Origin of the sequence: Buttiauxella brennerae ATCC 51605 (genome assembly GCF_001654925.1) — a bacterium.
In the GTDB taxonomy this organism is placed as follows: domain Bacteria; phylum Pseudomonadota; class Gammaproteobacteria; order Enterobacterales; family Enterobacteriaceae; genus Buttiauxella; species Buttiauxella brennerae.
In genome coordinates this window covers 16,637-29,446 of the sequence record NZ_LXER01000028.1, presented here as the reverse complement: position 1 = coordinate 29,446, position 12,810 = coordinate 16,637, and the positions used below count along the sequence as shown (strand labels likewise).

12 protein-coding genes are annotated in these 12,810 nt (G+C 50.6%); 6 read left to right on the top strand and 6 right to left on the bottom strand.

The features are described 5' to 3' along the window. Positions 1-72: 72 nt before the first annotated feature. The 4 genes from gcvT (at position 73) to M975_RS15225 (ending at position 5,582) form a co-directional block, all read left to right on the top strand. Positions 73-1,170, top strand: coding sequence for a glycine cleavage system aminomethyltransferase GcvT (gcvT, locus tag M975_RS15240; RefSeq protein ID WP_064560843.1), 1,098 nt, complete (start codon positions 73-75; stop codon positions 1,168-1,170). A 23-nt stretch (positions 1,171-1,193) separates the two neighbouring features. Next, positions 1,194-1,583 (top strand): glycine cleavage system protein GcvH, encoded by a 390-nt coding sequence (gene gcvH, locus M975_RS15235; RefSeq protein ID WP_064560779.1) that lies wholly within the window; start codon positions 1,194-1,196, stop codon positions 1,581-1,583. Positions 1,584-1,808: 225 nt separating this feature from the next. After that, positions 1,809-4,682 (top strand): aminomethyl-transferring glycine dehydrogenase, encoded by a 2,874-nt coding sequence (gene gcvP, locus M975_RS15230; protein ID WP_064560778.1) that lies wholly within the window; start codon positions 1,809-1,811, stop codon positions 4,680-4,682. A 156-nt stretch (positions 4,683-4,838) separates the two neighbouring features. Then, positions 4,839-5,582, top strand: a complete 744-nt coding sequence (locus M975_RS15225; protein WP_064560777.1) for an SDR family oxidoreductase — start codon at positions 4,839-4,841, stop codon at positions 5,580-5,582. Positions 5,583-5,630: 48 nt separating this feature from the next. Here M975_RS15225 and M975_RS15220 read toward each other — a convergent pair whose 3' ends face one another. The 3 genes from M975_RS15220 to M975_RS15210 all read right to left on the bottom strand — a co-directional run bounded on the left by M975_RS15220 (position 5,631) and on the right by M975_RS15210 (position 7,401). Beyond that, positions 5,631-5,894 (bottom strand): pentapeptide MXKDX repeat protein, encoded by a 264-nt coding sequence (locus tag M975_RS15220; RefSeq protein ID WP_064560776.1) that lies wholly within the window; start codon positions 5,892-5,894, stop codon positions 5,631-5,633. Positions 5,895-5,991: 97 nt separating this feature from the next. Next, complete coding sequence (locus M975_RS15215; RefSeq protein ID WP_064560775.1) at positions 5,992-6,780, bottom strand: molybdopterin-dependent oxidoreductase; 789 nt, start codon at positions 6,778-6,780, stop codon at positions 5,992-5,994. Between the two features lie 9 nt (positions 6,781-6,789). Further along, positions 6,790-7,401, bottom strand: coding sequence for a cytochrome b/b6 domain-containing protein (locus tag M975_RS15210; RefSeq protein WP_064560774.1), 612 nt, complete (start codon positions 7,399-7,401; stop codon positions 6,790-6,792). Positions 7,402-7,541: 140 nt separating this feature from the next. Here M975_RS15210 and M975_RS15205 point away from each other — a divergent pair, with 140 nt between their 5' ends. Further along, on the top strand, positions 7,542-8,255 hold the full coding sequence (locus M975_RS15205; RefSeq protein WP_064560773.1) for a response regulator transcription factor: 714 nt from the start codon (positions 7,542-7,544) through the stop codon (positions 8,253-8,255). A 3-nt stretch (positions 8,256-8,258) separates the two neighbouring features. Beyond that, positions 8,259-9,725: a sensor histidine kinase gene (locus M975_RS15200; RefSeq protein ID WP_064560772.1), complete on the top strand. Its 1,467-nt coding sequence runs from the start codon at positions 8,259-8,261 to the stop codon at positions 9,723-9,725. A 46-nt stretch (positions 9,726-9,771) separates the two neighbouring features. On the opposite strand, the gene M975_RS15195 is transcribed toward M975_RS15200, so the two are convergent. The 3 genes from M975_RS15195 to M975_RS15185 all read right to left on the bottom strand — a co-directional run bounded on the left by M975_RS15195 (position 9,772) and on the right by M975_RS15185 (position 12,708). After that, positions 9,772-11,205, bottom strand: a complete 1,434-nt coding sequence (locus tag M975_RS15195) for a 6-phospho-beta-glucosidase (protein WP_064560771.1) — start codon at positions 11,203-11,205, stop codon at positions 9,772-9,774. A gap of 164 nt (positions 11,206-11,369) precedes the next feature. After that, positions 11,370-12,098: a MurR/RpiR family transcriptional regulator gene (locus M975_RS15190; protein ID WP_064560770.1), complete on the bottom strand. Its 729-nt coding sequence runs from the start codon at positions 12,096-12,098 to the stop codon at positions 11,370-11,372. A gap of 16 nt (positions 12,099-12,114) precedes the next feature. Continuing rightward, on the bottom strand, positions 12,115-12,708 hold the full coding sequence (locus tag M975_RS15185; protein WP_245164461.1) for an HD domain-containing protein: 594 nt from the start codon (positions 12,706-12,708) through the stop codon (positions 12,115-12,117). Positions 12,709-12,810 lie beyond the last annotated feature (102 nt).

The window sequence follows — 12,810 nt, the reverse complement described above, 5'->3', positions numbered from 1 at the left end:
GTGATACTGGGTTTCGTCTGAAGAAAAGAAAAGCGAAATGCGCTTTTCAACCAGATGGTTAAAGAGGAAAAAATGACTCAAAAGACCCCTTTGTTTGAACAGCACAATCTCTGCGGTGCGCGCATGGTGGATTTCCACGGCTGGATGATGCCATTGCATTATGGCTCGCAGATTGATGAGCACCACGCGGTGCGCAATGATGCCGGTATGTTTGATGTCTCCCACATGACCATCGTTGACCTGAAAGGCAGCCGTACCCGCGAATTCCTGCGTTATCTCGTCGCCAACGACGTTGCCAAACTCACCCAACCGGGTAAAGCCCTCTACACCGCCATGCTTAATGCCTCCGGCGGTGTTATCGATGACCTGATTATCTATTTCCAGACCGAAGACTTCTTCCGCCTGGTGGTGAACTCCGCCACCCGTGAAAAAGATTTGGCCTGGATTAACCAACACGCCGAACCGTTCTCTGTCTCCGTTACCGTGCGTGATGACTTGTCGCTGATTGCCGTGCAAGGGCCAGGCGCTCAGGCAAAAGCCGCGCAGCTGTTTACCGAAGAGCAACGCCAAGCAGTGGCGGGTATGAAGCCATTCTTTGGTGTGCAGGCGGGTGATCTGTTTATTGCGACCACCGGCTATACCGGTGAAGCGGGTTATGAAATTGCGATGCCAAACGAAAAAGCTGCCGAGTTTTGGGCGCAACTGGTCGAGATTGGCGTGAAACCTTGTGGACTTGGCGCACGTGACACGCTGCGTCTGGAGTCCGGTATGAACCTGTATAGCCAGGAAATGGATGAGAGTGTTTCTCCACTGGCTGCCAATATGGGTTGGACTATCGCCTGGCAACCGGAAGACCGCGATTTCATTGGCCGTGAAGCGCTGGAGATTCAGCGTGAGAAGGGCACCGATCAGCTCGTGGGTTTGATCATGACGGAAAAAGGCGTATTACGTAATGATTTGCCTGTCCGCTTTACTGATGCTTCAGGCAACATCTGCGAAGGTGTGATCACCAGCGGAACGTTCTCGCCAACACTGGGTTACAGCATTGCGCTGGCGCGTGTTCCGGCAGGTATCGGCGAAACCGCCATTGTGCAAATCCGTAACCGTGAAATGCCCGTTAAAGTGACGAAACCTATTTTTGTTCGCGGCGGTAAAGCTGTCGCGCAGTAAATTTTGAGATCAGGAGAAAAACAATGAGCAATGTTCCTAACGAATTGAAATACAGTAAAGAACACGAATGGCTGCGTAAAGAAGCTGATGGTACTTACACCGTTGGTATCACTGAACACGCGCAAGAGCTGCTGGGCGATATGGTGTTTGTTGATCTACCAGACGTAGGCGCAACAGTGAGCACCGGTGATGATTGCGCCGTTGCCGAATCTGTCAAAGCGGCTTCTGATATTTACGCGCCAATCAGCGGTGAAATCATCGCTGTAAACGATGCACTCAGCGATGCGCCAGAGCTTATCAACAGCGAGCCATACGCGGCAGGTTGGATCTTCAAGATCAAAGCCAGCGACGAGTCCGAACTGGACGGTTTGCTGGATGCGACTGCGTACGAAGCGCTGCTAGAAGACGAGTAAATTCCCTTCATCCTTCGTGTTGCTGGGGTGTTGGCGTCGCTCAAACACCCCAGTCACGTACTTATGTACGCTCCTGGGGATGTTTTCACTTGCCGCCTGGCAGCAACACAAATGATTTTGGGAATCGGAATTATTCGGGTGAGCTGTACCAGCCCGGTTTTGTAGGGTGGATAAACGTAGTGCCATCCACCGCTAAAGCCCCACATGTTTCAGGAATCACCGCTCATGACCCAGTCTTTACGTCAGCTTGAAAATCACGAAGCGTTTATCGACCGTCACATTGGACCAGACGCGCAACAGCAACACGAAATGCTGGAGGCGGTGGGCGCTCGTTCGTTAAACGAGCTGATTGCTTCAATCGTTCCGGCTGATATCCAGCTTGCCGAGCCACCACAAGTGGGTGAGGCTGCAACTGAATTCGCGGCCCTGGCTGAATTAAAGACCATCGCCAGCCGTAATAAACGTTTTAAAACGTACATCGGCATGGGTTACACCGCAGTGCAAACTCCCCCGGTTATTCTGCGTAACATGCTTGAAAACCCAGGCTGGTATACCGCGTACACGCCGTATCAGCCGGAAGTATCACAAGGCCGTCTTGAAGCACTGCTTAACTTCCAGCAAGTGACGCTGGACCTGACGGGGCTTGATATCGCCTCGGCTTCTTTGCTGGACGAAGCCACCGCCGCAGCCGAAGCCATGGCTATGGCTAAGCGCGTGAGCAAACTGAAAAACGCCAACCGCTTCTTTGTTGCCGCTGACGTACACCCGCAAACGCTGGACGTAGTACGTACCCGCGCTGAAACCTTTGGCTTTGACGTGATTGTTGACGACGCTGCGAAAGTGCTGGATCACCAGGACGTGTTCAGTGTGTTGCTGCAACAAGTGGGCACTACCGGCGAAGTGCATGATTACAGCGCTTTGATTACCGAACTGAAAAGCCGCAAAGTCATCGTGAGCGTTGCCGCTGACTTTATGACGCTGGTGCTGCTGACCGCACCAGGCAAGCAAGGTGCCGACATTGTGTTTGGTTCCGCACAGCGTTTCGGTGTGCCAATGGGCTACGGCGGCCCACATGCTGCATTCTTTGCTGCACGTGACGAATTCAAACGTTCTATGCCAGGCCGCATTATCGGCGTTTCCCGCGATGCGGCAGGCCGCACTGCGCTGCGCATGGCGATGCAAACTCGCGAGCAACATATCCGCCGCGAGAAAGCCAACTCCAACATTTGTACCTCCCAGGTTCTGCTGGCGAACATCGCGAGCCTGTATGCGGTGTTCCACGGTCCGGCTGGCCTGAAACGCATTGCCGGGCGCATTCATCGCCTGACTGATATTCTGGCGGCTGGCCTGCAACAAAAAGGCCTGGTGCTACGCCACAAACACTGGTTCGATACCCTGTGTGTAGAAGTGGCCGATAAAGGCGCGGTTCTGGCGCGTGCTGAAGCTAATGAAATCAACCTGCGTAGCGACATTCTCAATGCAGTTGGCATCACGCTTGATGAAGCGACCACGCGTGAAGATGTGCAGGCGTTGTTCACTGTATTGCTGGGTGACAACCACGGCCTGGATATCGACAAATTAGATCAAAACGTAGCGGGCGATAGCCTGTCGATCCCAACTGGAATGCTGCGTACTGACGAATTCCTGACGCATCCGGTGTTTAATCGCTACCACAGCGAAACCGAAATGATGCGTTATATGCACTCGCTCGAGCGCAAAGATCTGGCGCTCAACCAGGCGATGATCCCGCTCGGTTCGTGCACCATGAAGCTGAACGCGGCCGCTGAGATGATCCCCATCACCTGGCCAGAATTTGCTGAGCTGCACCCGTTCTGTCCGGCAAACCAGGCGGAAGGTTATCACCAGATGATTTCCCAGCTGTCTGACTGGCTGGTGAAACTGACCGGTTACGACGCGCTTTGCATGCAGCCAAACTCAGGTGCGCAGGGCGAATATGCGGGCCTGCTGGCGATTCGTCGCTACCACGAAAGCCGCAACGAAGGCAGCCGTAATCTGTGCCTGATCCCAAGCTCTGCGCACGGGACTAACCCGGCGTCAGCGCAAATGGCGGGCATGGAAGTGGTGGTGGTGGCTTGTGATAGACAAGGCAACATCGATCTGCACGATCTGCGTCTGAAAGCAGAACAAGCGGGCGATGCGCTGTCTTGTATCATGGTCACTTACCCGTCCACCCACGGCGTGTATGAAGAGACTATTCGCGAAGTGTGCCAGATCGTTCATCAGTTCGGCGGCCAGGTTTACCTGGATGGCGCAAACATGAACGCACAGGTGGGGATTACTTCACCGGGCTATATCGGCGCGGATGTTTCGCACCTTAACCTGCACAAAACCTTCTGCATTCCACACGGCGGTGGCGGCCCAGGTATGGGGCCAATTGGCGTGAAAGCGCACCTCGCTCCGTTTGTGCCTGGTCACAGCGTGGTGCAAATTGAAGAGATGTTGACCCAGCAGGGTGCGGTTTCCGCAGCACCGTTTGGTAGCGCATCAATTTTGCCAATCAGCTGGATGTACATCCGCATGATGGGCGCGCAGGGGCTGAAGAAGGCAAGCCAGGTCGCCATTCTGAATGCGAACTATATTGCGACTCGCCTGAAATCTGCTTTCCCGATTCTGTACACCGGGCGCAGCGGCCATGTGGCGCACGAATGTATTCTCGACATTCGCCCACTGAAAGAAGAGACCGGCATTAGTGAGCTGGATATTGCCAAGCGCCTGATTGATTTCGGCTTCCATGCACCGACTATGTCGTTCCCGGTTGCGGGTACGCTGATGGTTGAGCCAACGGAATCTGAAAGCAAACTGGAACTGGATCGTTTTATCGACGCGATGCTGACAATCCGCACTGAAATCGACCGCGTTGCACGTGGCGAATGGCCGCTGGAAGATAACCCACTGGTTAACGCGCCGCACACGCAGGACGAAATTGTTGCTGACTGGACGCACCCGTACACTCGCGAACTGGCGGTATTCCCGACAGGCCATGGCAACAAATACTGGCCGACAGTGAAACGCCTGGATGACGTGTTCGGCGACCGTAATTTGTTCTGCTCTTGTGTGCCGATGAGTGAGTATCAGTAAGCACTAAAACAACCCTCACCCTAACCCTCTCCCTGATGGAGAGGGAACTAGAACGGTGTTCTCTCTCAGCTGTGGGAGAGGGAGCTGGATCGGTGTTCTCCCTCTCCAGCGGGAGAGGGTCGGGGTGAGGGCGCTGCAGAGTCTCTGGAGGTTGAAATGGGCGTCGTACTCGTCACTGGTGGCAGCCGTGGTATTGGCCGGGCAACATCGCTGCTGCTGGCACAGTCTGGTTACAAAGTGGTTGTGAACTATCAACGCAATAAACAAGCTGCCGATGAAGTGGTGAACATCATTCGCGAAGCAGGCGGTGAAGTGCTCGCTATCAAAGCGGATATTTCGGATGAACTGCAAGTGATGGCGATGTTCGCCGAAATCGACAGCGCTTTCGGGCCGGTGACTGCACTGGTCAATAACGCAGGGATCTTGTTTCAGCAATCCACCATTGAAGAGCTGACGGCAGAGCGAATCAATCGCGTACTGGCGACCAACGTCACGGGCTCGTTTCTCTGTTGCCGCGAAGCGGTAAAACGTATGGCGTTACGCCACGGCGGTAAAGGCGGCGCGATTGTTAATGTTTCGTCTGCCGCGGCACGTTTAGGTGCTCCGGGTGAGTACGTTGATTATGCGGCGTCGAAAGGGGCGGTAGACACGTTAACCACCGGGCTTTCTGTGGAGGTCGCAGCGCAGGGTATTCGTGTAAATGGCGTGCGGCCAGGTTTTATCTATACCGACATGCATGCGGATGGTGGCGAAGCCGGGCGAGTTGATCGTGTCAAAGAGCTGTTACCGATGAAGCGCGGTGGGCAGCCGGAAGAGGTTGCACAGGCCATCGCCTGGTTGCTTAGCGATAAAGCCTCTTACGTGACGGGCAGTTTCCTGGATTTAGCGGGCGGCAAATAGGATCAATGGCAGTCGCCTAAAGTTACAGGCGAACTGCCATTATTCGGGTTATGACTTTTTACCCATCTCGTCTTTAGCCATATTGTCTTTAGACATTTTGTCTTTGGACATGTGATCCTTAGACATACCGTCTTTTGACATATGATCTTTCGTCATACAGTCTTTTTTCATACTGTCTTTCGAACAGTCATGGGACATTTTCCCCATGTTATCTTTGGCCATATTATCTTTAGCCATATTATCGGCAGCATTTGCACCGGTTACACCAAAGAATAAAGCTGAGCACATCAGAGTAGTGTAGAGTTTTTTCATTTTTTAGTTCCTCGTCGTTTAATTAACTACTTAGGTTTGTGAAATCAGAGTAATTCTTGTAGCAGTCAACGAACCTGCCGTTTCAAGCATAAAAACATTAACTTCCGCCAAACCAGTTATAACCCTGATCCTCCCAATAACCACCGGGATAACGATTGGTGACTTCAATAACCAAAATATGCTTTGGGTTTTTATAACCTAACTTGGTTGGCATTCTTAATTTCATGGGGAAACCATATTTACGCGGCAATATTTCTCCGTCGTAGGTTAATGCAATAATGGTTTGTGGATGTAACGCCGTTGCCATATCAATGCTGGTGTAGTAATCGTCAGCACATTTGAAACTGACATAACGGGCGTTTAAATCGGCACCAATGCCTTTGAGAAATAGCGAGAACGGCACGCCGCCCCATTTGCCAATGGCGCTCCAGCCTTCAACACAGATATGGCGTGTTACCTGACTGACCTGCGCCATCTGGTGCAGTTGGGCGAGTGTCCACGGGCGTTTATCAGCCACTAAACCGGCGACTTCCAGGCGGTATGCGTCGCCATTAACCGCAGGTGCTTCCTCTTCACTGTAAAAAGCATTGAAGGGGAATGGGCGTGTCATCATGCTTTCCGGATAAATCGGTGCGAGGTCATTGGCATTAAATAACCACCCCTGCACCCGGTCATTAAAACGTGAAATACGGCTTAATGTGTTTTCTACCGATTGATTATCACTAATATCGCAACCGGTTAGCATCATCAAACCACCCAGCGTTAAACCTTGTTTTAAAAAACGGCGGCGGCCTTCCGATGATAACTGCTTATTAATTTCTTTCGTGGCATCGTGAATAATGACTGCTTTATCGGCGTCAGAGAAAAGCTTATTTTTATTGTTCATCTTTTTCCCTTATCGTCCACGCAGCATGGCGAGTAAAGTTTTTGGCACCAGCGCCACCATAATCAGATGAATGACGACAAACCCCACCATTCCAGACATGGCATAAAAATGAATAAAACGCGCGTTGTCATAACCACCCAATAATTCGCGTAACAGTGGAAACTGTACTGACTTCCAAATCACCAGGCCGGAACAAACAAGAACGATCCCGTCTAACATCACGAACAGATACGCCAGTTTTTGCACGGTGTTGTAGTGGCTAAGATCTTCATGGGCCAGCTTCCCACGTAGTGCGGCAAGGAAATCCTTTATCAACTCGCGTGGCGACAGCGGCCAAAATTTGCGTTTCAGGCGTCCGCTAAGAATATTAATCAGCAGATAAGCCCCGCCATTTATGCCAAACAGCCACATTCCTGCAAAATGCCACTGCAACGCACCGCCTAACCAACCGCCGAGGGTTAACTCGCCTGGAAAAGTAAAATTAAACAGTGGTGAGGCGTTATAAATTCGCCAGCCACTCGCCACCATGACAAGCATTGCCAGTGCATTCAGCCAGTGGCAAATCCTCAGCCACAGTGGGTGAACGATGATGGGTTTAACCTGAAACGTTGGAGTATCCATCGTTTTATTTCCGGTTATTGCGTTGAAATGAGTGTGGCCTAAATCTGTTCGCCAAAGTCTCACGAAAAGTTAAATTAAATGTGATAACTCCACGCCCGTTTGTTGTATAGACTTCTTGTAATAGAGGCATAAAAGGCGAAGTGATGAAGCCCAAAAAGTTATTAATCGTCGAGGATGACGAAAATATTGCTGAACTTCTGCAACTCCATTTGCGGGAAGAAGGCTATGAAATTGTCCATGCGGCAGATGGCACTCTGGGGCTGGAATTACTGAAACAGGGCGGCTGGGATGCGCTGATTTTGGATCTCATGCTGCCAGGTGTTGATGGCCTGGAAATCTGCCGCCACGCTCGCACTATGACGCGTTACACGCCGATTGTGATGATAAGCGCACGCTCCAGTGAAACGCACCGAGTTCTAGGGCTGGAACTGGGTGCTGATGATTATCTGGCAAAGCCATTTTCGATGCTGGAACTTGTCGCACGCGTTAAAGCGCTGTTCCGCCGCCAGGAAGCGATGAGCCAGAACCTGATGCAGGATGCGGGAACGCTGACTTTTGACCGACTTACGATTGACCCGCTTGCGCGTGATGTGCGCCTCAGAGAACAACCTGTTGAGCTGACGCCGCGTGAGTTCGACCTGCTGTGGTTCTTTGCCAAACACCCGGGCAAAGTTTTCTCCCGGCTGAGCTTACTAAACCAGGTTTGGGGCTACCAACACGAAGGTTACGAACACACGGTTAATACGCACATCAACCGGCTACGCATCAAAATTGAAGATAACCCCGCAGAGCCTGAATTCATTATGACGGTGTGGGGAAAAGGGTATAAATTCATTGCACCGCGACACGAGTAAACCATGCGAAAACTCACTCTTTCACAGCGCCTGACCCTTGTTTTTGCCTTGCTGCTGATCACCTCTTGCTCATTGTTGGGGTGGCTGCAAATTCGCACCAGCACGCAGTATAGCCAGGCGGTCATTCAACAGCTTTCCGGCTCTCTGGCTGAACATATCAACCAGAGCTACCCGCTGCTTGGACAAGATGGCCTGAATAATGATTCGGTGCGCACGCTGTTTGATCATCTGATGACGGTAAATCCAAGTGTTGAAGTTTATCTGCTGGATGAGAAAGGCAATATCATTGGTGATGCCGCGCCGCCGGATCATATTAAACGCCATCAAATCGATCTGGAGCCGATCCAGCTGGCGCTCAATGATCGGCAGTACCCGATCTACGGTGACGATCCGCGCAGTATTGATGGCAAGAAAGTGTTTAGCGTGGCACCGATGCGGCAAAACGGGCAGGTAAAAGGCTATCTGTATGTCATTTTGCTCGGTGAAAACTACAATGCGCTCGCCAGCGACGCGCAGTCGAATACGCTATTTAAAGTGGTTCTGCTCTCGATCAGCCTGGTTGCGTTACTGGGGTTGATTGTTGGGGGGCTGGCATTTCGCTGGATTACCCGGCCACTGCGTTCGCTGTCACGCCAGGTTAATGCGCTGGAAACTGGTGGCATGGCAGAAATGCAGGCCATGGCCGCACTGCCTTCCGAAAAAGTACAGAGCAATGATGAAATTAACCTGTTACGTCAGGGGGTTATCATGATGGCTCGGCGCATTTCAGAGCAGTGGCATCGCCTTTCGCAGCAAGACCAACTGCGCCGTGAATTTATTGCCAATATTTCCCATGACTTACGCACACCGTTAACCTCGCTACATGGTTATCTGGAAAGTTTATCGGTGATGTCTGCGACGCTTTCAGAAACTGAGAAAAAACGTTATCTGGAAATTGCCCTGGCACAGAGCCAAAAAGTCCGCACACTCGCGCAATCATTGTTTGAACTGGCGCGTCTGGAATATGGCGTGGTGAAGCCGCAGAAAGAGCATTTCTGCCTGAGTGAACTGTTGCAGGATGTCTTCCAGAAATTCGAACTGATGACGCAAACCCGCCAGTTGCAGCTGGTCGCTGATATTCAGCCCGGCTTGCCCTTAATTGATGCTGATTTAGGAATGATTGAACGGGTTCTGACTAACCTGCTGGATAACGCTATTCGCCATACGCCGGAGCAGGGAACGGTCGCGGTTCGCTTGTGGAAAGAGGGCGAAAAAGTGATGGTGCAGATTAGCGATAGCGGGCCTGGCATCCCACAGGAACTTAAAGAGGGGTTGTTTATGCGCCCGTCGATTGTTAATCAGTCACACGTCAGAGTCGGTGGATTAGGGTTGATGATTGTGCGCCAGATGCTGCAACTGCACGGCAGCGATATTGCGCTGGTGGAAAGGCCCGAAATCGGTGCCTGCTTCCGTTTTGGGTTGCCTACCTGAATTAAAAAGCGCCCCGCAAATGAGGGCGCTTAATTGATCAAATCAATCAGAGATTTTCGCCGTTGCTGGCAATCACTTCTTTGTACCAGTTAAAGCTCTTCTTGCGTGAGCGGGACATATCGCCAGTACCATCATCGTGCTTGTTCACATAGATAAAGCCGTAGCGTTTGCTGTACTGACCGGTGGTGAAGGAAACACAGTCGATACAGCCCCACGGGGTGTAGCCCATCAAATCAACGCCATCGTAAGTTACCGCTTTCATCATTTCGGAAACGTGTGCTTTCAGATAGTCGATACGGTAATCGTCGTTGATTGAACCATCTTCTTCGACTTTATCGTAGGCGCCAAAACCGTTTTCAACGATAAACAGCGGTTTCTGGTAACGCTCATATAATTCACACAGTGCGTAGCGCAAGCCAACCGGGTCAATCTGCCAGCCCCAATCGGACGCTTTAACGTGTGGGTTTGGCACGCTGCCCTGGAAACCAGACAACGCATCGCCACTGCCACCGTCTGCTTTCACAGCATTCGTCATGTAATAGCTAAAACCAAGGTAATCACACACGCCTTCACGCAAGATTTGCTCGTCGCCTGCTTCCATTTTGATGTTGAACTCGCGGCGTTCCCACTCGTTTAACACATAAGATGGGTAGTAACCGCGCAGTTGCACGTCGGTAAAGACATAACGTTCACGCATCGATTCTTGAGCGAACATTTGATCTTCTGGTTTGCAGGAGAACGGGTACAGCGGCACCATCGCCAGCATGCAGCCGATTTGCATTTCCGGATTGATACGGTGACCAATCTTCACCGCCATAGCGCTTGCCACGAACTGGTGATGTAGAACTTGATACATCACTTCTTCTGGGTTGTCGTGCTCGGTGTAAACCACGCCAGAGCAGCAATAACCGAACAGCGGCGCACGCCAGTTGCGCTGATTATTGATTTCGTTGAAGGTCATCCAGTATTTCACTTTGCTCTTGTAGCGTTCAAACACCACTTCGGCAAAACGAACAAAGAAATCGACCACTTTACGGTTGGTCCAGCCACCGTATTCGGTCACCAGATGGTGTGGCATTTCAAAGTGGGAGAGGGTGATAACCGGCTCGATGTTGTATTTCAGCAGCTCATCAAACATATCATCATAGAACTTCAGCCCTTCTTCATTGGGTTGCAGTTCATCACCCTTCGGGAAAATGCGCGTCCAGGCGATTGAAGTGCGGAAACATTTGAAGCCCATTTCAGCAAACAGCGCGATGTCTTCTTTGTAACGACCGTGGAAATCGATCGCTTCGTGGTTCGGGTAATATTTACCAGGGATAACTTCCTGAGTGATTTCACGCGGTACGCCGTGTGCGCCACCGGTTAACACATCACAAATACTTGGGCCTTTACCTTCTTTGTTCCAGCCACCTTCAACCTGGTGTGCAGCAACAGCGCCGCCCCACAAAAAGTCTTTTGGTAAGGTCAGTTTTTTCATATTTTGTCATCTCACTGTCAGTGCCAGAATAATGTGGGATATATCACAAAATGGCAGTGCGTTAATAAGCTCTGTTCTGGAGTCTAACAAATGAAATTTAATTGTCACGATATAACAAATCACGGTTATTGTGATTTGTTACATGGAAAAAACAGCCTGTTTTTTTATGCCATTTTCTTAGCCAGTTTACGGCCAATGGTTTCTAAAATATAAATAACGGGAATTTGCGTGGTGATGTCATAAACTCCGCCGACGCGTGTCAGTGGGATATGCCAGGAGATATTAAAATCGGCAAGCTTTGCCAGCGACGAGTTCTCATGGCTGGTGATGGAGAGCACCTTGCAGTTGTGCAGACTGAACTGGCTGGCGAAACGCAGGATCTCTTCGGTTTCACCGGAAACCGAAAGGACAATCGCTAATGCATTTTTAGCCATGTCGTTGGTAACTGGAAAATAAGGATCATCAATATGGTTACTGAATTTACCAACGTTAGAAAAGAAGCGTGCGCCATATTTTGCTAAGGCGCCAGATGTTCCGGCACCGACAAATATAATACGTTCTGAAGAACAAATAATATCAACGGCACGGTCGATTAAATTATCGAACTCTTCATTATTGGTACTTTTAAAAAAGCTGATGATTTCACTTGGGCCAAAATTCACCAGCTGTTCGTCATTCTGTTCCAGATATAATTTAAAGCGCACACGAAATTCAGAATAGCCTTCGCAGTTGAGCTTGCGGCAAAAACGCAGCACGGTGGTGGTGGAAACACCCACTGAATCGGCTAACTCGCGGATAGTCATGTACATCACTTTGTCACGATTCTTGATGACAAAGTTGTAGACCATCATTTCCAGTCCGTTGAGATTAGCGATTGCCGCATGACTAAACATGGTACGTATTCCTGAATTAGATTAACCAGCCCTTTTCTTGCGCTGTATATAAATGACTAACCACATGTTGCCATAATTCGGGCCAGCTTTCGCCCACCAGCGTGTTTCGCTGTAATACTTGTTCAAGGGAAATGCCATTCTCGCGCCAGCTTTGCCCTTCGTTATGCAAGTTTTGCAGAATCGGCAATATTCTATCCAGTGCGCCAGCAAAGCGAGCATCTGCACTAATACCCGCTTCATACTCTTGCCAGAGCTGCAAAAATTGCGTGCTCTGCGGCTCAGGTAACAGGCCGAATAGCCTTATCGCAGCGACAGCTTCTTTATCGGCAATCGCTGCGCGCGCCGCAAGGTCATAAACCAGCACGTCGCCGACATCGATTTCAACAATATCATGCAGCAGTGCCATCTGAACGACGCGGGAAATATCGACATTTTCAGGCGCGAAAGGCGTAAGGCTCATTGCCGCAACCGCAAAATGCCAGCTGTGTTCCGCCGAGTTTTCGGGGCGGCCATGACCGATAATCTTAGTGCGCCGCTCAACAAGTTTTAGCTTGTCGATTTCCATCAGAAAGTGAATGACATCCGTCATCGCGCCAAAAGCCAGCTGCATCATCCTTGTACTCCATGGGTTAATTTTTGATGGAAATATTGTATAGATACCGTTATTAACTCTGATAGATTTATTTTAGCTTACAGGTGTTCGCTGGAATCG